Origin of the sequence: Pseudomonas auratipiscis, from assembly GCF_036324085.1 — a bacterium.
GTDB lineage: Bacteria > Pseudomonadota > Gammaproteobacteria > Pseudomonadales > Pseudomonadaceae > Aquipseudomonas > Aquipseudomonas auratipiscis.
The window spans coordinates 1-17,806 of the sequence record NZ_JAZDCU010000006.1 but is presented as its reverse complement, the minus strand read 5'-3'; the positions used below and the strand labels follow the sequence as shown (position 1 = coordinate 17,806).

General features: G+C 59.7%; 13 protein-coding genes. 11 read left to right on the top strand and 2 right to left on the bottom strand.

Annotation, left to right across the window (positions count from 1 at the left end; all coding sequences use genetic code 11):
* Window positions 1–102 precede the first annotated feature (102 nt).
* From speB to V0R60_RS10035, 10 genes are all read left to right on the top strand, one after another.
* Window positions 103–1,059 carry an agmatinase gene (speB, locus tag V0R60_RS10080; RefSeq protein ID WP_136474947.1) on the top strand — a complete coding sequence of 319 codons (957 nt, stop codon included), beginning with the start codon at window positions 103–105 and terminating at the stop codon, window positions 1,057–1,059.
* Window positions 1,060–1,076: 17 nt separating this feature from the next.
* Entirely contained in the window at window positions 1,077–2,501 is a 1,425-nt protein-coding gene (locus V0R60_RS10075; protein ID WP_330079571.1) for an APC family permease, read from the top strand.
* Entirely contained in the window at window positions 2,498–3,328 is an 831-nt protein-coding gene (locus V0R60_RS10070) for a polysaccharide deacetylase family protein (RefSeq protein ID WP_330079570.1), read from the top strand. Before V0R60_RS10075 ends, V0R60_RS10070 begins: the two co-directional genes overlap by 4 nt.
* Window positions 3,329–3,339: 11 nt before the next feature.
* On the top strand, window positions 3,340–4,263 hold the full coding sequence (locus V0R60_RS10065; RefSeq protein ID WP_330079569.1) for an NAD-dependent epimerase/dehydratase family protein: 924 nt from the start codon (window positions 3,340–3,342) through the stop codon (window positions 4,261–4,263).
* A gap of 14 nt (window positions 4,264–4,277) precedes the next feature.
* A complete protein-coding gene (locus tag V0R60_RS10060) occupies window positions 4,278–5,003 on the top strand; it encodes an SDR family NAD(P)-dependent oxidoreductase (RefSeq protein WP_330079568.1) in 726 nt (241 codons plus the stop codon).
* A gap of 64 nt (window positions 5,004–5,067) precedes the next feature.
* Window positions 5,068–5,982, top strand: coding sequence for a LysR family transcriptional regulator (locus V0R60_RS10055; RefSeq protein WP_136474942.1), 915 nt, complete (start codon window positions 5,068–5,070; stop codon window positions 5,980–5,982).
* A gap of 556 nt (window positions 5,983–6,538) precedes the next feature.
* On the top strand, window positions 6,539–8,245 hold the full coding sequence (locus tag V0R60_RS10050; RefSeq protein ID WP_330079567.1) for a SulP family inorganic anion transporter: 1,707 nt from the start codon (window positions 6,539–6,541) through the stop codon (window positions 8,243–8,245).
* 107 nt (window positions 8,246–8,352) lie between these two features.
* Window positions 8,353–11,127, top strand: a complete 2,775-nt coding sequence (locus tag V0R60_RS10045) for a TonB-dependent receptor (RefSeq protein WP_330079566.1) — start codon at window positions 8,353–8,355, stop codon at window positions 11,125–11,127.
* A 67-nt stretch (window positions 11,128–11,194) separates the two neighbouring features.
* Window positions 11,195–12,898 carry an ABC transporter ATP-binding protein/permease gene (locus V0R60_RS10040; RefSeq protein ID WP_330079565.1) on the top strand — a complete coding sequence of 568 codons (1,704 nt, stop codon included), beginning with the start codon at window positions 11,195–11,197 and terminating at the stop codon, window positions 12,896–12,898.
* Window positions 12,888–15,734 carry a M16 family metallopeptidase gene (locus tag V0R60_RS10035; protein ID WP_330079564.1) on the top strand — a complete coding sequence of 949 codons (2,847 nt, stop codon included), beginning with the start codon at window positions 12,888–12,890 and terminating at the stop codon, window positions 15,732–15,734. The genes V0R60_RS10040 and V0R60_RS10035 overlap by 11 nt, the downstream gene beginning before the upstream one ends.
* On the opposite strand, the gene V0R60_RS10030 is transcribed toward V0R60_RS10035, so the two are convergent.
* Together V0R60_RS10030 and V0R60_RS10025 are read right to left on the bottom strand one after the other, a co-directional pair.
* Window positions 15,704–16,651, bottom strand: coding sequence for a FecR domain-containing protein (locus V0R60_RS10030; protein ID WP_136474936.1), 948 nt, complete (start codon window positions 16,649–16,651; stop codon window positions 15,704–15,706). The genes V0R60_RS10035 and V0R60_RS10030 overlap by 31 nt on opposite strands.
* Window positions 16,648–17,148 (bottom strand): sigma-70 family RNA polymerase sigma factor, encoded by a 501-nt coding sequence (locus V0R60_RS10025; RefSeq protein WP_136474935.1) that lies wholly within the window; start codon window positions 17,146–17,148, stop codon window positions 16,648–16,650. The genes V0R60_RS10030 and V0R60_RS10025 overlap by 4 nt, the downstream gene beginning before the upstream one ends.
* 159 nt (window positions 17,149–17,307) lie before the next feature.
* Here V0R60_RS10025 and V0R60_RS10020 point away from each other — a divergent pair, with 159 nt between their 5' ends.
* The gene (locus V0R60_RS10020) at window positions 17,308–17,613 is read left to right on the top strand and encodes a hypothetical protein (protein WP_136474934.1); all 306 of its coding nucleotides are present in this window, start codon (window positions 17,308–17,310) and stop codon (window positions 17,611–17,613) included.
* The last annotated feature ends 193 nt before the right edge of the window (window positions 17,614–17,806 follow it).

Below are 17,806 nucleotides of genomic sequence, written 5' to 3'. Positions count from 1 at the left end.
CTGCTCCGCGGTTTCACGCCCTAACTGCACCTGCCCTTTTTTACTCCTGAACGATAAAGACAATGAGCCAACCGTCACCCCGGTTCGGCGAGGAGAGCTGCTATGAGCAATAACAACCCGCAACCCGTTGATGCTGCACTGGTGCCACGTTTCGCCGGCATTCCGACCTTCATGCGCCTGCCCGTGTTCGAAGACCCCGCGCAGGTACGGATTGGCCTTGTCGGTGTACCGTGGGACGGCGGCACCACTAACCGTGCCGGGGCTCGGCACGGGCCGCGGGAAGTGCGCAATATGTCCAGCCTGATGCGTAAGGTTCACCATGTCAGCCGCATTGCGCCCTACGACCTGACCCGCGTCGGCGACCTGGGCGACGCGCCGGTTAACCCGATCGACCTGCTCGACTCCTTGAAGCAGATCGAAGGTTTCTTCAGCAAACTGCATCAGGCCGGGGTGATTCCGCTGTCGGTGGGCGGCGACCACCTTGTCACTTTGCCGATCTTTCGCGCACTGGCACGCCACCGTCCCATCGGCATGGTGCATTTCGACGCGCACTCCGACACCAACGACCGCTACTTCGGCGACAACCCCTACACCCACGGCACGCCCTTTCGTCGCGCCATCGAAGAAGGCCTGCTCGACCCCCGGCGCACGGTACAAATCGGTATTCGCGGTTCAATTTACTCCGCAGACGATGAAGCCTTCGCAGAAGAATGCGGCATTCGCGTCATCCACATGGAAGAGTTCTGCGACCTTGGCGTCGAGGGCACGCTGGCAGAAGTACGCCGTGTGGTGGGCCAGGACCCCACCTACATCAGCTTTGATGTCGACGTGCTCGATCCGGCGTTTGCACCGGGTACCGGTACCCCTGAAATCGGCGGGATGACCACCCTGCAGGCGCAGCAAATGGTTCGTGGTTTGCGTGGACTGAACCTGGTCGGCGCCGATGTGGTGGAAGTCTCCCCGCCTTTCGACCTGGGTGGCGCCACCGCACTGGTTGGCGCAACCATGATGTTCGAGCTCCTCTGCATCCTTGCCGATGCTTTGGCTGAACGCAGTTAAGTCGAGGAGAAGCCAGCATGAGCTTCAGCGACTTCATAGGCTACGACCGCAAGGGTGAGGTTCGGGAAATCGACACCACCCTGTCCAAAGGCCGGCTCAGCACACTCAACGTCTGCGCCAATACCCTGGCTTTCAACGGACCGGCATGGGTCGGGGTATCGTCGATGCCCCTGCTGTACACCCTGTCGGGAGAACTGGCTCCATTGTCGATTCTGGCGGCTTATTTCTTCCCGATGATGGTGATTGCCTTCAGTCTTATCTATCTGGTGCGACGTGCGCCAGCGGCAGGCGGGGTGTTTGTCTTCAGCAAGCGCTACTTGTCGCCCGGGGCCGCGACCATCCTCGGCTGGGCCTACGTAATCATGTGCTTCAGTGTCACAGCGATGTGTGCACTGGTGGGCGCGCAGTACACCCAAAGCCTGCTAGGGCTCAACGGCTCGCCGTACACCGGGCAACTGGTGGCCAGCGTGCTGATCGTGGTGTTCATGGTCCTCAACCTGCGCGGGGTGGAAGCGACCGCAAAAGTCGCTATCTGCCTCCTGGCGCTGGAGCTGGCCGTACTCCTGGGCCTTGGGCTGGCTGGCATCATCGACCCGCAGGTGCCTGGCGCCGGCGTGTTGAACTCCTACATGCCGTCATCGCTCGACAGCTTCTGGACCGCAATCGGACCGGGCATGTTGTTTGGCATGTGGATGCTTGCCCAATTCGACTCCTCGATCAATTTCATCGAGGAAGCGAAGACGCCCGTGCGCACCATCCAGCGCTCGTTTCTGCTGACCCTGACAGCCATGCTGGTGATCTACTCGATCGCCGCCATTGGCTGGAAGATGGCCGTGCCTGCAAGCACGCTGGCAGGCATGTTCGCCGACAGCGCTCAGGCGATTGGCAGTATTGCCCAGCTGTACTTGCCCTCGTGGCTACTGTGGTTGCCCACCCTGGTCATCATCACCTCCGCATGCAATTGCTTGAACATCTCGCTGAATGCCGGGGTTCGTGCCGGCTATCGCATGAGCCACGAGGGTGAGTTGCCTTCGACCCTGGAAAAACTCAACTCGCGACGCGTGCCGGCGCGCCTCACCCTGATCGGCACCTTGTGCGCACTGGCGATGATCTGGGCAAAACCGATCCGCGAACTGCAGTGGTACTACGACGTGGTGTCGATCACCATGATGATCTCCTACAGCACCATGCTCCTGTGCTTCATCTTCGCCACCTTTCGTGAGCAACAACGGACCAAGGCACTTGCCATGTCGGGCCTGCCCGCCCTGGCCCTGCTGACCCTGGCCTACATCGCCTACACCGCAGGGGCCCAGCCTGCAGACCCTGCCTATCTCTATCACGTCTGGTACTGCGGCGCGGTGATCATCGCCAGTGGCGCAGCCGTGCTTGTCTACAACCGCATGCGCCGCAAGGCGCTGTCGCAGAGGATCGTTTCCCCATGATCATGTGGCCTGATCGCAAACGCTTTGCCGTCACCTTGAGTTTCGACCTGGATGCAGAAACCGCGTGGGATTCCTCCAGCCTCGAGGGCCGTCGCCTGACACTCCTTTCAATGGGCGCATACGGGCGCCGGGTTGGCGTGCCGAGGATTCTCGAGTTGCTGGAGCGCTATGAAATACGCGCACAGTTCTATGTGCCGGCAGTGGTAGCGGAAAGAGACCCGAACGTGGTTCGCGGTATCGCCGAGGCCGGCCATAGCATTGGCTGCCACGGCTATTTCCATGAGCGGGTAGACGAACAAACGCCGGAACAGAACCTGCAGATTCTCAAAGACAGCAAAGCGGTGCTGGAGCGCACTATCGGGCGCGAAGTGCATCACTACCGCGCTCCTGTCTGGGAGATCACGCCGGATGTGATCGAGGCGCTGGTCGAGCTTGGTTTCAGAAGTGACAGCAGCCTGATGGGTGACGACCGTCCGTATCTGGTCGGGGGTGCTCCCGGGCAACTTCTCGAGCTTCCGGTCAGTTGGGCGCTCGATGACTGGGAGCAGTTCGCCTACTCCGCCGAGCCTGCGGTGGGTGGAGTAATCGAAGCACCAGACAAAGCCTTGAGCCTATGGACCGCAGAGCTCGAAGGCATGCGCGCCTATGGCGGACATTTCATTCTGACCATGCACCCGCAACTGATTGGTAGGCCTTCACGACTGCTGATGCTGGAACGCCTGATCCAGCTCATCAAGCAGAACGACGACGTCTGGTGGTGCACACCCGACGACGTCTACGAGCAGGTGCGCCGAGGCGCGCTCGAACTCCCCGTCCACCCTTACTGAAAGGTTGACCCATGAATGTTCTGGTAACTGGCTCCAACGGGTTTCTTGGGCAAGAAGTCGTGCATCAATTGCTCAAGCAAGGGCACAGCGTCACAGGCTACGACCGTAGTTTGCTATGCGCCATCGATGCGCCCGGCTTCCACTATCGGCAAGGCGATCTGCTGGACTTGGCCAGCCTGATCGAAACCTGCAGATTGCAGCGTTTTGACGCGGTTATTCATACCGCCGCTATCTCGCACCCGGTAGATTCTCGGCGCATTCCACTGCAAACCGTGCTGACCAACGCCCTGGGTACCACCCATGTGCTGGAGGCCGCCAGGCTGTGCGAAATTCCCCGCGTAGTGAACCTCAGCTCTGAATGCGCCTACGGACACAACCAGGCGCTTGGCGTTATCGATGAAACAGCGCCGCTGAATCCAACGACCCCTTACGGCTGCACCAAGGTGTTCACCGAAAAACTTGGCCAGGTCTACACCGACCTTTATCAGGTCAGTGTCGTTTCGCTTCGCCCCGGCTGGATCTACGGACCAGGACAATTCATGCAGTGCTATCTCAAGGAGTTGCTGCGCGCAGCCATCGATGGGCAGTCGCTCATGGAGCCCTGCGGCGGTGATTATCGACTGCAGTACGTGCATGTCGCCGATGTGGCTGCAGCCTGCCTGTTGGCAGCCTGTGTCGATGAGCAGCGACTCAAGCAACGGGTTTTCAACGTTACTGCAGGCGAGCAAGAGCGTTATGCCGACGTGGCCAACCGTGTGCGGCAGCTCTATCCCAACGCAGCCATCCATATTGGCCCGGGCACCCTCGAGGTGCTGGATGAGAACGCGTGTTTCGACATCACGGCCGCTTGTGAGCAGTTGGGGTATCGCCCCGAATTTCTGCTGAGTGACGGTCTGGCTAGTTACGCACGCTGGTTGGAAAACCACCCCTACTGAAGTGGAGCTGATCGATGAAATCGTATCTTGTGACAGGTGCTGCCAATGGTATCGGTCGTGCTATCGCGCTGGCGCTGGCCGAACCGGGGGACAGCGCAATACTGAACGACCTGACGTTCAGCCACGAACTTGAGTCATTGGTACAGGAACTGGAGCAAAAGGGTGTCAGCGTGCAAATCGCCCTGGGCGATGTTTCAGCCCAAGCGACGGTACAGCAGGCCTTCAGCGGCGTGCAGCGTCTGGACGTGCTGGTGAACAACGCCGGCATTCTCAATGAAGCGCCGATCACGCAAATGTCGTTCGAGCAGTGGGACAAAATGCTGCGCGTGCATTTGTACGGGACCTTCCTGTTCTCCCAGCAAGCTGCGCGCCTGATGACCCGCCAAGGCAGCGGTGCCATCGTCAACATCGCCTCCGACCTTGGCCAGCTTGGCTGCGCCAACCTTTGCCATTATTCCGCAGCCAAAGGTGGAATCATCGCCTTTACCAAGGCATTGGCGAGGGAGTTGGCACCGCAAGGTGTGCGCGTAAATGCGGTGGCCCCGGGTGGAACCCTCACCCCGATGGTCGAGCGCCTGGGGCCGGCCTATATCAAAGAGGAAGCCGCCCGCTATCCTTTGCAACGGCTTGGCAGCGCACAGGAGATTGCCAATAGCGTTGTATTCTTGGCCTCCAACAACGCAAGCTTCACCACAGGCCAGGTGTTGGGTGTGAATGGCGGTGGGGTGATGAATGGCTGAGCGCTCGAACGCTTTAAGGGACGCTATACCACCACGCTAGAAATGCCTGAAAAAAGAGGAAGCCATGCTCGGAAATCTGAACGACGTAGATCTGCGGATGTTGCGCACCTTCTGCACCATTGTCGAAGCCGGCGGTTTTACCGCTGCTCAAGTTCGTCTGAACATGAGTCTGCCGCGATTGAGTGTGGTTATCCGCGACCTCGAGATTCGCGTCGGCTACTCGCTGTGCAAGCGCGGCAAGTCAGGTTTCCAGCTCACCGACGAGGGCATGGCGACTTACACCGCAGCGCAGGAACTGTTCGCTGACATCGAACGCTTTCGGCAGAAAACCGTGGCGGTCAACGGGCGCTCCCAGGAGCATTTGCAACTGGGCACCGTCGACAGCCTGGCAACGATGCCTAACAGCCCTCTACCCTGTGCAATTGCGCGTTTTCGTAAAAGTAACCCCAGAGTGCGCCTGCAGTTGCATGTAATGCGCCCGGATGAACTGGAACAAGCAGTGCTGGAGGAACGCTTGCACCTGGCAATAGGTGCCTTCCATCATCGCCTGTCGGGACTGGACTACAAGCCGCTGTTCGATGAGGAACAGAACCTTTACTGCAGTGCCGAGCATCCCTTTTTCAATCGCCCTGACGAGTCGTTGACCATTGACGAAATCAGCGCCTCGGACTACGTGGATCGCGGCTACGTTGCCGAAAATCGCCGCCCCTACGAGCTGCACTTTCGCAACATGATCAGCGCCTTTTCAATGGAGGCCATCGCCCTTCTGCTGTTTTCGGGTAGCTACATTGGCTATCTGCCCACCCACTATGCGCAAACCTGGGTTGAGCAGGGACGGTTGCGGCCCATTCTTGCGGATCGGCTTTCCTATATCTCATCCTTCCACTGCATTACCCGCCAAGGCCTTCAGATCCAGACGGGCTTGGCCGGCTTTCTGGCCGCGCTGATGATAGATAGCAGCCAGGCCGCGACGGAATAAGGCCATCCCCGGGCATGCCCGCGGGTGAGTCTGCAGGGTCAATTTTTAGTTTCAGTTGAGCATTTAACCGGGGGGCATCGCCGTTTTACTGTAAGGATTGGCGCCTAAGAAACGCCTCACGTAGCTGCTAGCCCGCTCCCGACAGATGCGGCATTTTTTGCCTCTGGTCTACTGCTGCGCGCAAAACACTCTGATATGTCGGGAGTGGACTAATACAAGACCCGTAAGGGAAATACGTCCGGCCTTCTGCGTGGGGTTTCTTAGCTCCCGACACCCAGCCTTTACAAGGCTGTAATCACGCAGGGGTTTTGTATAGGCCTACCGCTAAAAGTAGAGGGGCCTATTGTGCTACCGGTGAAACGTAAACCAAGTTGGCGCGAATGTGCACAACGAGCGCTGCGGCTGCATAGGTTTGGGGATTGAGCCAAGTGCCCCCATTGGCTGTTTCTGCACAAGTAGTTACGCCCACCGGCACCTATTGATCTCTGCAGGTTTGCGCCGCATAAAACATGCTAAACCATCCTTGAACGCTTCCATCCCACGCAAGGAGCAGTGCATGAAAGAAAGCGGTTGGCGACGCTGGTTGCCCGGACTACAGGTGCTACGGTCGTATCATTTTGCGGACTTGCCCAAGGACCTGCTCGCCGGATTAGTGCTGACGACCATGTTGGTTCCGGTGGGTATCGCCTATGCCGAAGCCTCCGGGGTACCGGGCATCTACGGGCTGTACGCCAGTATCGTGCCACTGCTGGCCTACGCCCTGTTCGGGCCAAGCCGCATTCTGGTGATAGGACCTGACTCGGCATTGGCGGCGATTATCCTCGCCGTGGTGCTGCCGCTTTCCGGTGGTGACCCCATGCGCGCCATCGCCCTTGCCAGCGCCATGGCACTGGTGTCGGGGCTTGTGTGTATCGGCGCCGGTCTTCTGCGTTTGGGCTTTATCACTGAGCTGTTGTCCAAGCCCATTCGCTACGGCTACATGAACGGCATCGCCTTCACCGTGCTGATCAGCCAGACACCAAAATTGTTCGGCATCTCCGTGGAGAGCACCGGGCCGCTGCGTGACATGCTGGATCTCGGCGAGGCGCTGCTGGCAGGTCAGGCCAATTGGGCCGGCTTTGCCATAGGTGCCGCAACGCTGGCGTTGATTCTGCTGCTTGCCCGCTTCAAGCGCCTGCCCGGCATTCTCATTGCTGTGGTGGCCGCGACCCTGGTGGTCGGCAGCCTTGGGCTCGATGCCACCGATGGCGTGAAGGTGTTGGGCTCCATGCCCCAAGGTTTACCCAGCTTTTCTGTGCCCTGGCTTCAGGCCTCGGACCTCACCACCGTGCTGATCGGCGGTTTCGCCGTTGCCCTGGTGTCTTTTGCCGACACCAGTGTGTTGTCACGTACATACGCTGCCAAGACCCGCACACCTGTCGATCCGAATCAGGAAATGGTCGGCCTGGGTATCGCTAACCTCGCAACCGGGCTGTTCCAGGGTTTTCCCATCAGCAGCAGTTCTTCGCGCACACCGGTTGCCGAGGCGGCCGGCTCACGCACCCAGCTTACCGGCGTATTCGGCGCCATTGGCGTGGCGCTGTTGCTGCTGTTTGCGCCCAACCTGTTGCAACACCTGCCCAACAGCGCCCTCGCAGCCGTGGTGATCGCCGCCGCCATCGGCCTTTTCGAGTTCAAGGATTTGAAGCGGATCTATCGGATTCAGCGCTGGGAGTTCTGGCTTTCGATCACCTGCTTTGTCGGCGTCGTGGTGTTAGGGGCGGTTCCGGGCATCGGGCTGGCGGTGGTCGTCGCGGTTATCGAGTTTCTCTGGGACGGCTGGCGCCCGCACTACACCGTGCTCGGCCGGGTGGATGGGATTCGCGGCTTTCACGATATTTCGCGCTACCCCAGAGCCCGCCTGGTGCCCGGTTTGGTGTTGTTTCGCTGGGATGCGCCGCTGTTTTTTGCCAACGCCGAACTGTTTCAAAAGTGCGTGCTGGAAGCCATCGACAAATCCCCTACCGAGGTTCGTCGGGTAGTGGTGGCCGCAGAGCCGGTGACCAGCGTGGATGTCACCTCGGCGGATATGCTGGTGGAATTGGAGCAGGCGTTGCGCGCGGCAAACATCGAGTTGCGCTTTGCCGAAATGAAAGACCCGGTCAAAGACAAACTCCTGCGTCTGGAGGTGCTGGAGCATATTGGCACCGACATCTTTCAGCCAACGGTCGGGGCGGCCGTGGATACTTACCTCGAAGAGCATGGGGTGGACTGGACGCCATAAAATTTTGCCCAGGGCATTGTCCCTTTTTCAATCTGGATCGGCATAGCAATCGATAATGATTTCCACTTCGGTGGAATTGCATCGAGACTGCATAGGATCCCCGATTGATGTTCCGTCATCACCTCCCCCTCCCGTCTTTGCTGTGTGCTTCATTGTTGCTCGCTGTAGTGCCTGCGGTGCAGGCCGAAGAACCTGGGCGCAGCGCCGAACAATCCGCTGAAAAACGCTATTTTTCGCTGCCGGCCGCGCCATTGGGGCTAAGCCTTGCTCGTTTTGCCGAGCACGCAGGCATACGCCTGGCGTTCGACGCGCGTCTGGTCGACAAGCTGCAGGCGCAGCCATTGGAGGGCAACTTCAGCCCGATGTCCGGCTTGCAGTTGCTGCTGGCGGGCACTGGCTTGACCTACGAAGCGGTCGATGGGGGTTACCTGATCAAGGCCCAAAAAGGATTGTCGCAAGACAGCGTGCGTCTGCCCAGCACTGCCGTGACCGGCCCGCAAATGGCGGAGGAAAACCGCTTTGCTCATCCCTTCCGGCTCACTTCGGAGCAAATCGAACACCGGCCCCAGGCCAATAGCAACCTTACTGATCTGCTGCGCAGTCACCCAGTGGTGCAGTTCTCCAACAGTAGCCAGAACGGTTTGAGCCAAGGGGAAATCAAGCCCGACTCGATCTCTATCCACGGTTCACGTCCCTATCAGGGCTTGTTCAGCCTCGATGGCATGCGCATGAACAACGACCTGGATCCGGTCGATGCTGGCAACGGCGTTACCATGGCCTCAGGCACGTCGAGCGAACAGGGGTTCTACCTGGACAGCCGCCTGATCGATAGCCTGGAAGTTCACGACTCGAACATTTCCGCTCGCTACAGCGGCTTTACCGGCGGTGTGGTAGAGGCGACATCGCGCAGTTGGCGCGGCGGTCAGGCGGGCCAATTGTACTACCGCCACACCGACGCCGACTGGAACAAAACCTTCACCGACGACAGCCTGGATTTCGACAGTTCCAACAACAGCATGTCGCACCCCTCGCGCTTCCAGCCCAGCTACCAGAAAAGTGATTACGGCTTCTGGGGCGAAACCCAACTGGCGGAGAACCTCGGCGTAGTGGTCAGCGCTTCGCGCCGGGACTCGAAGATCCCTATGCGCGACCTGGGCGGGCCGGGATTCGATATCGATGGCGATACACTCGTTGGCTTCAATCACCCGGCAAGCAACCGCCTGCAACGGCGCCAGTCCGACAACCTGTCGAGCAAATTCAGTTGGTACGCGACCCCGGAAACCACCGTGCATTGGACGGTGCTGTACTCCGGTTACGAGGAACAGATGTTCCAGAACACGGTGGCCAACTCCGGCTACCAGAACAGCCATGACGGCCTGGCCAGTATCCTCAAGCTCGAACACATGACCTCGCTAGGGCAGATGGAGCTCAATGCCAGCTACCGGCACTTGACCGATATTCGCGACAGCGACACTGACTATCGAGTATCCCTGATCGATTCCAGCGATTGGCGTAATCCCGTTACGTACAACTACGGTGGCCCCGGCAGCCTGAATAGTTACCAGGACACTGTGGAGCTGTCCGGGCAGTTTGCCTTCGACCGCATCTTCGCTGCTGGCCTGGGACATCGTTTCACCCTCGGTGCTGGCGTCAACCAAGTGGATGCCGAGTTCGAGCGTGAGGAAACCTACTACGCGGCCAATTTCGACGCGTACGGCGAATACATCAACCTGCGTCAGATCGATGCCTTCTTTGCCGGCTCAGCAAGCACCCGCTACACCAGCTACCACCTGTTCGCCGAGGACGAGATGGATTGGGGACGCCTGACCGTTCGACCAGGCCTGCGCATGGATCGCGACGACTTCATCGGCAGCAACAATCTGGCGCCGCGTTTGTCGGTGTCCCTGGACGCGTTTGGCAACGGCGCTACGGTACTCAAGGCTGGCGCCAACCGTTACTACGGCAGTTCCATGCTCACCTACGCCCTGTACGGTGCACAGAACGGTGGCCTCAAACACTGTTACTTCGATTGCTTCCCGCTGATCGACAACGGCGACGGCACCTGGGACGCAACGCCAGACTATGAAGGCCTGGACAACCTGAAGACGCCTTACAGCGATGAGCTGATGCTCGGCCTGGATCAGCGCTGGGGCAACAGTTTGTGGGCCGTGCAGTACGTCAATCGCAAGCACCGCGATGAAGTGCGCAGTCGCCCCAAGTACCCGGACAGCCGCGCCAGCAACGAGCGCAGCGTCAAGGAATTCGTCAACGACAGCAAGACCGACAGCGACAACGTCTACCTCAGCGTCAGCATGCTCGAGCCTTGGCGTGCCCTGCATGCAGAACACCGTTTCAGCGCCGCATTGGCCTGGCAGCGCACCCGCAGTGACACCGCTCTGGAGCTGGGCTATAGCGACATTGATATGACCATGAAGCTGGACCCAAGCCAGGTTTGGTACGAAGGCAAAGTGATCAATGCCAAGGACCTGCCAGCCAGCGACTTCAACGCCCCCTGGAAGCTCAACGTAGATTGGCAGGCCGATTGGCAGGCTTACGGCATCACCCTGTTCAACCGGGTGACCTGGGAAAGCAGCCGCGATCAGGTGTACAAGCACGACACCGGCGTAGACGGCTATTACCCGCTGCCTGACAGTGATCTGCGCGTACGTAAATACAGCTCGGCGCGAATCGGTTCGCTGTGGCGTTGGGACACCAACGTGCAATGGAAGCCGGCCTTTGCCCACGGTCTGGGCTTCAACGCCCAGGTCAACAACGTGCTCAACAACAAAAACCAGAGCGACACCATGTCGTGGAACGGCGGCACCTACAAGATCTATCAGCCTGGCCGTCAGGTGTGGTTGGGCATGACTTACGACTTCTGAGCCGTCGCGGCCTTACGGGGCCGCCTCCTTCTTCTGAGGAGCGGCCCAGACCGGGCCGTGGATCTTGATGACAAGACTTCGACAATTCTGGGCCATCACCGGCCCTTTCTGGCGCTCGCGTTCAGCATTGCCCGCCTGGTTTTTACTGGCCACAGTGATCGCGCTGACGCTGCTTGGCGTGTGGTTCAGCGTGCGCATGAACCAGTGGAATGGCGACTTCTACAACGCCTTGCAAGCACTCAACGGCGAGGCGCTTTATCCCTTGCTGTACAGCTTTGTGGGGCTGGTTGCAGCAATGATTCTGGTCGTGGTGTATGCCGACTACCTGCGCAAGCACCTGCATATTCGCTGGCGAACCTGGCTGACAGAACATTTGTGCAACCGCTGGCTTTCTGCAGACGGCCAACACTATCGCCTGCAGCTACAAGACCGCGAGCCGGACAACCCCGACCAGCGCATCGCCGATGATGTGCGGCTGATGGTCGAGCATTCGCTCAAGTTGCTGCTGTCGTTCATCCGTTCGCTGGTTACGCTGGTTTCGTTCGTCAGCATTCTCTGGACCTTGTCGGGTGCTTTCACATTCAGCCTTGCAGGAGAGACGTACCGCCTGCCGGGCTATATGGTCTGGACCTGCTTGGCCTATACCCTGGCCGGGATTGCCGTGACCCATTGGATCGGCGGCGCGCTGCAAGGTCTGAACGTCGGCCAGCAACACCGTGAGGCGGACTATCGCAGCGCCCTGATCTTTCGCCGTCGCCACGCCGATGCGATCGCAGGGCATCACGGCCAGGAACAGGATCGCGAAGCCTTGCGTTCGCGCTTCGCTGAAGTGATCGGTAACTGGTACCGCCTGATGCGCGCAGAACGAAACCTGGCGTTTTTTACCGTCGGCTATCAACAAGCCACCCTGCTGGCGCCGTTCTTCTTTGCCTTGCCCAAATTTTTATCAGGCGAACTACAGCTGGGCGGGTTAATGCGTATTCAGTCGGCCTTCGGTCAAGTTGCTGGCGCGTTGAGCTGGTTTATCTACGCCTATCGCGACATTGCCGCGTGGGCGGCGTGTGTCGAGCGCTTGCATGGCTTTGTGGTAATCCTGGATGCACCGTTGCACGCGCCGTTGGCCGCCTGCAAACCTTCAGGCAATGCACTGCTGGAAGCCGAGCTGTCGGTCCAGCACAGCGATGGCTCCCCGTTGCTGCCCGCACTGACCCTGCGTCTGCAGCCCGGCACCCTGACCTTGCTGAGCGGACCATCGGGGATGGGGAAATCAACCTTGCTGCGAACCTTGGCCGGGTTCTGGCCACACGTTCAAGGCCGATGGCTTACGCAGGCTGCGGTGTTCTGGATGCCTCAGGACCCGTACCTGGGAGACGGAACACTGGCCGAGTTGCTGACGTATCCGCGCCTGACGGGGTCGTTCTGCGACAGCCAATTGCACTGGGCGCTGAATGAGGTGGGCATGGGCCACTGGGGTGATCAGTTGGCGCACCGAGCTGACTGGTATCAGCGCTTGTCCGGTGGTGAACGCCAGCGCCTGTTGATCGCCCGCCTGCTACTTAACCGCCCTGCTTTGTTGCTGCTCGACGAAACCCTCTCGGCGCTCGATCCACCTGCCGCCAGCGCACTGCTGGAAGTGCTGCGCCGGCACCTGCACAGCAGCGCCATCCTACTGGTCAGCCATCAGCCTCATCTGGCGCTTCAAGCCGACCACGTCATCGACTTGAACACCCCGACTTACCCCTGCGAGGAACGCTTTGCTCATGAACGCTAGACCCCTTCTGACGCTGTGTACACTGCTGTTGCTGACAGCCTGTGGCGCAGCGGTTGCGCCGCAGCCCGCGACGCCTGTGCCGAACGAGCCACGCGCTGAGCTACCCACGCGGCCTGAACTACGCGACTACCACCTGGCCAACGGCATGCGAGTGATGTTAGTACCGCGCGAGTCCGATGGCATGGAGCTGCGCCTGTTGGTAGGCAGCGGTTCACTGCAGGAAAGCCCGCAACAGCGCGGGTTGGCGCACTTTGTCGAGCACATGGCATTCAAAGGTAGCCAACACTTTCCGGGCAAAGCCGGCCTGGCCGCACTGGAACGCTTGGGCATCAGCCTGGGACCGGACATCAACGCCGCCACCAGCTTCAACAGCACCTTGTACAAAATCTCCCTGGCCGAGGATGCTCCTGAGCACGCAGACTTGGCGCTGCGCCTGATGGCTGATTGGGCGGCGAACCTGAGTTTCGACCCGGCAGCGTTCGAAGCCGAGCGAGAAGTAATCGTCGAAGAGTGGCGGCTGCGCCAAGGCGTGGGGCAACGCATCAATCAGCGTCTCGATGACTTGCTCTACCAGGATAGCGATTACCAGGGCCGCAACCCCATCGGCGATCTGGACGTCATTCGTCATGCGCCCCTTGCGCAGGCGCAGGCGTACTACCGCGACTGGTACCAACCCCAGCGCATGACCTTGCTGCTGGTCGGGCGCTTTGACGATGCACAACTACGTGGCCGCATCGAAGCATTGTTCGGCCTCCAACCGCGCGGAACTGCAGCACCGTCCAGTACCGCACAGTTTCGTGGCGGGAAGGCGTTGCGCGTGGCGTCGGTGTTCGATGCCGAACAGGGACAGCGTCTGGTGCAATTGATATTGCAGCGAAACCTGCCGGCCGCGCTGGACAGCCAGAATGGGCAATGGCGTGATCTGATCGACGCCCTGTGGTTGAGCGTACTCGACGAACGCCTGGACCTTTTGGTCGAGCAAGGGTCGTTCAGCCAGGCAGGGGTTGCCGAGCGAGCCATATTGCTGGACGCCCGCCGTGGTCAATACCGGATCGTGCTACACCCGCGTGACAATAACTACGCTCAAGCCAGCGAGCAGCTGTTCACCGAACTGCAACGCATGGCCACTCAACCGGTCACTGCGCAGGAGTTGGACGCCGCCAAGCAGCGCCTGGCGGAAAAACTGGATAACCAGGCTAGCGGCCAACAGCGTTATACCAATCAGGTGCTGGCCGACACCATGGCCCAGGCCGTGGAATTCCAGATGCCGCTGTATGACAAGCGTCAGCAACTGCAAATTACCCAGGCCTGGCTACCGAAGATCACCGCCTTGCACCTACAGGCAGCGGTCAGCGAGCTATTGGCTGAGGCATCCCCGCGTCTGGCGCTGGTAGGCCCCAAGAGCGACGCCAAGCAGCACAACGACCAGCACTGGGCGACATTATGGCAGAAAGCTCTGGCTAGCCAGCCTGGGGCCTTTCCTTACGCTGCGCGGATGCAACAACTGCAACTTGCCACGCCGGCGCCAGGAAGCTTGACCGACCTGTCGCCATTGAAAGCAGTCGATGCACTGCAGTGGCGCCTGAGCAACGGGCTGCGGGTGATCGTCAAGGCTGATCCATCCCTGCAAGACAATGTACGCCTGGAGTTGCGCCAGTACGGGGGGACATCTGTTGAGCCGGCCGATCAGGCTGGTCTCTCCAACTGGTCCACCAGCCTGGCGGAGCGCAGTGGTTACGGTGAGTACTCGGCATTGCAACTGGCGCGACTGGGCCAGGCCAGCCAGGTGCAACTGAAGCCGTTCAGCGAAAGCCTGTTTCACGGTATGCGCGGCACGGCACCTGCGGATCAGTTGGAAACCCTGTTCAAACTCCTGCGCCTGAAACTCTCGGCGCCACGTTTCGACAGTGAACGTCTGGAAGAAATGCGCCAACGTTACATCACCAGCCTCGACAGCTTGCCGGCGGAACGACGCTTTATGGATGCCATCAATCGCACCGCGTACAGCAACGGCGAGCGCTTGGTCAACGATGCCCAGGGACCGTGGCGCACCTTCCAGGCCGAGCAACTGCGCGAGGCATACAGCGAGCTGTTCGCCGTGCGTCAAGGAATGACCTTGGTGATCAGCGGTCCGGTGGACAGGGAGCGCGTCCAGCAGCTTTCTCGAACCTGGCTGGCCAGCTTGCCTGCAGTCGCCGGCCCGGCTGTACTTTGGCGCGACAGGGGGGTGCAGCCATTGCAGCAGAGCATGCACCACACATACCCGTGGTCCAGCAGCCCGAAAACGATGGTCAATCTGCTCTATAGCAATTCTGCGCAGTGGAGCGACCTGGATGTCCAGGCATTGGCTGTGGTCGACAAAGTGGCCAACCAGCGATTGCGTCAGGCCATTCGTGAAGAAGCATCCGGGGTTTATGCCATCGGTTTCAGCCAACTGCTTACGCGCTTGCCATCGTCCTACTACCTGGCCCGGCTGAACTTCACTGCCGCCCCCGAACGCGCCGAATCGTTGACCGCACAAGCACAGAAGGTAGTGAGCCAACTGGCCGAGCACGGCATCAGTCAGAACGAACTGGACCAGGCCCGGCAGGCCCAGCTCAACGAGATGACGCAGCAACGTCGTAGCGCCGCCTACTGGACCGAAGCCCTGGTCCAGGTGGCCATGGTAGATGACGACTTCAACAGCCTGGCCGATGCGCCGCAACGTCTGCGCGAGCTGGAGCTTTCCCACGTCAATGCACTTTGTCGGGCGCTGCTGGGGCGCAATCCCAAGTTGTTCGTGCTGGCCCCAGCCAGCGCCACCCTTCAGGCTGCGGGAACCACCGTCGCCCAGTAACGGGTGCGGTATTGCACTTTTACCGGCAAAACCTGGCCGAGCGTGGCCAGGATCTGCTCGGGATGGCGCAGATCGAAGGCACCGGAAACACGCAACGCTGCGACTTGCGGGTCGCAGTGCAGCCGCCCGCTACGGTAACGGTCCAGCTCACGAGTAAAGGATGCCAAGGACATGCCGTCACTGATCAACAAGCCACGGGTCCAGGCGTCGGAGGCAACCGGCAAATCTTCGCGGCGCGTCTCCTGCGTTGAAATCACTAATTGCTGGCCGCCGACAAGCTGTTGCTCCTTGTTGCCGACGTTGATGCGTAACTGACCCTGGTAGACACACACACGTGGCGACTCACCCTCCAGCGCACGAACCGAGAAACGTGCCTGCTCAGCCCACACTCGCGCCTCTGGCAATTGCACCTGTGTAGGACCGGCCACCACCTGGCGCGAGTCGACCATGATCTCGCCTTTGAGCAAGGCAATCCGTGTGCCCTTCCCGCCACTGTCTACATCCAGCGCTGTAGCGGTGTTCAGGGTCAATTGCAGATGATTGCCCAACTCCAGATTGCGCAACTCACCGGTAGTGGTGCGATAGCCCGCACTCAGCTCCGGCCATGCCTGGCGCTGTCCACTGTAGGCAAGTGCCCCCGCTCCGCCGAGCAACAGGCAAAGCTTACCGACGAAGGCGCGCCGTGAAGTATGCGCAGGGGTTGCTCGCAAGGAATGCAGCAGTAAACGACCCTGGGTACCTGACAGTCGCTGGCCTAGCGTCTCGACGCGTTGCCAGGCCTGACGATTCTGGCCGCTGGCCGCAAGCCATTCCTGCCAGGAGCGATAGCGAGGGTCGCCCTGTTGAGCTTCACGCAATTCAATGAGCCAGTTCAGCGCCTCGCTCAGGCTTTGCGGATCGTCGCGCAGCGCACTCATGCCTCCAGCTCCAATTCCAGTTCCAGGCAGCGCAGCAGCGCGGTGTGCATGTACTTTTTGATAGAGCTGACCGTAACGCCGAGACGTTCAGCGGCTTCAGCGTATTTGAGACCGTCGACCTGACAGAGCAGGAAGGCCTGGCGCACCTTGGTCGGCAAACTGTTCAACATGCGATCCAGTTCATACAGCGACTGCAGAATCGAGCAGGTCAGCTCAGGCGAAGCCGCCAGTGCCTCGGGCATCTGCTGCATGGTGATCAAGTACGCACGCTCAAGTTCCTTGCGGCGCACCTTGTCGACCATCAGGCCGTGGGCAATGGTCCTGAGAAACGCCCGAGGCTCTCGCACCTCCTCAAGGTTCTTGTGCAACACCTTGACGAAGATGTCATGCGCCAGGTCGGCGGCGTCGCTCGAACACCCCAGACGCTGCTGCAACCATCCCTTGAGCCAGCCGCAGTGATCCTGATAGAGGCTGACGACAACATCCTTGGTATGCATGATCAATTAGACATAAGGAATAATCGCTAATGATAATCATTATTTACAAGGATTGAAACGCCGAACTGCAGCGTAGTGACGACAACGTCGCATCCGCTGCCATCTATGCGAAAATACCGGGGCTTATGTTCATATGTGTGGAGATGTACAGTTTTGGTAATGCACTATTCAACCAGCAACGACTCGGTCGCTTGCGGTCGCAACGGCAATAACCTCAGCAGCACTTCTGAAACCGACAAAGTCGATTGCAAGTCGTGCCAACGTTCTCTGGTCAAAGCGCAAGAGGCGCCGGCCAAGACAGCAACCCCCTCATTGGCCGAGCTGCGCAAACAGCGCCAAGCCAGCCAAGTGCAAAAGGCTGCAGCGAGCGCGTTCTGCTTCAAGGCCAACTGGCGTGTACGCCTGGCCGCACAGCCCGATCGCTGCCGCCTGCCTCGCGGCGTAGCGCCACAGGCTTTTGTGTAAGCATACAGATGTCCAAGACCACCCTACGGGGTGGTTTTTTTTGCCATCGATTTGCTGGAAGGGATGGTATCGCCGGGCACGCTCGCTACCACAGCGGCGAGGTGTGCGATGCCGGAAAAGACAAAACCCCTACCTGCATGTGCAGATAGGGGTTTCGGAATTTAATCTTGACGATGACCTACTCTCACATGGG

What these genes read in the sequence shown, in the direction of transcription:
- V0R60_RS10055 (WP_136474942.1), top strand. Translation starts at nt 5,068, where the DNA reads ATGCTCGGAAATCTGAACGACGTAGATCTGCGGATGTTGCGCACCTTC.
- V0R60_RS10045 (WP_330079566.1), top strand. Translation starts at nt 8,353, where the DNA reads ATGTTCCGTCATCACCTCCCCCTCCCGTCTTTGCTGTGTGCTTCATTG.
- V0R60_RS10065 (WP_330079569.1), top strand. Translation starts at nt 3,340, where the DNA reads ATGAATGTTCTGGTAACTGGCTCCAACGGGTTTCTTGGGCAAGAAGTC.
- V0R60_RS10020 (WP_136474934.1), top strand. Translation starts at nt 17,308, where the DNA reads ATGCACTATTCAACCAGCAACGACTCGGTCGCTTGCGGTCGCAACGGC.
- V0R60_RS10050 (WP_330079567.1), top strand. Translation starts at nt 6,539, where the DNA reads ATGAAAGAAAGCGGTTGGCGACGCTGGTTGCCCGGACTACAGGTGCTA.
- speB (WP_136474947.1), top strand. Translation starts at nt 103, where the DNA reads ATGAGCAATAACAACCCGCAACCCGTTGATGCTGCACTGGTGCCACGT.
- V0R60_RS10040 (WP_330079565.1), top strand. Translation starts at nt 11,195, where the DNA reads ATGACAAGACTTCGACAATTCTGGGCCATCACCGGCCCTTTCTGGCGC.
- V0R60_RS10025 (WP_136474935.1), bottom strand. Translation starts at nt 17,148, where the DNA reads ATGCATACCAAGGATGTTGTCGTCAGCCTCTATCAGGATCACTGCGGC.
- V0R60_RS10075 (WP_330079571.1), top strand. Translation starts at nt 1,077, where the DNA reads ATGAGCTTCAGCGACTTCATAGGCTACGACCGCAAGGGTGAGGTTCGG.
- V0R60_RS10070 (WP_330079570.1), top strand. Translation starts at nt 2,498, where the DNA reads ATGATCATGTGGCCTGATCGCAAACGCTTTGCCGTCACCTTGAGTTTC.
- V0R60_RS10060 (WP_330079568.1), top strand. Translation starts at nt 4,278, where the DNA reads ATGAAATCGTATCTTGTGACAGGTGCTGCCAATGGTATCGGTCGTGCT.
- V0R60_RS10035 (WP_330079564.1), top strand. Translation starts at nt 12,888, where the DNA reads ATGAACGCTAGACCCCTTCTGACGCTGTGTACACTGCTGTTGCTGACA.
- V0R60_RS10030 (WP_136474936.1), bottom strand. Translation starts at nt 16,651, where the DNA reads ATGAGTGCGCTGCGCGACGATCCGCAAAGCCTGAGCGAGGCGCTGAAC.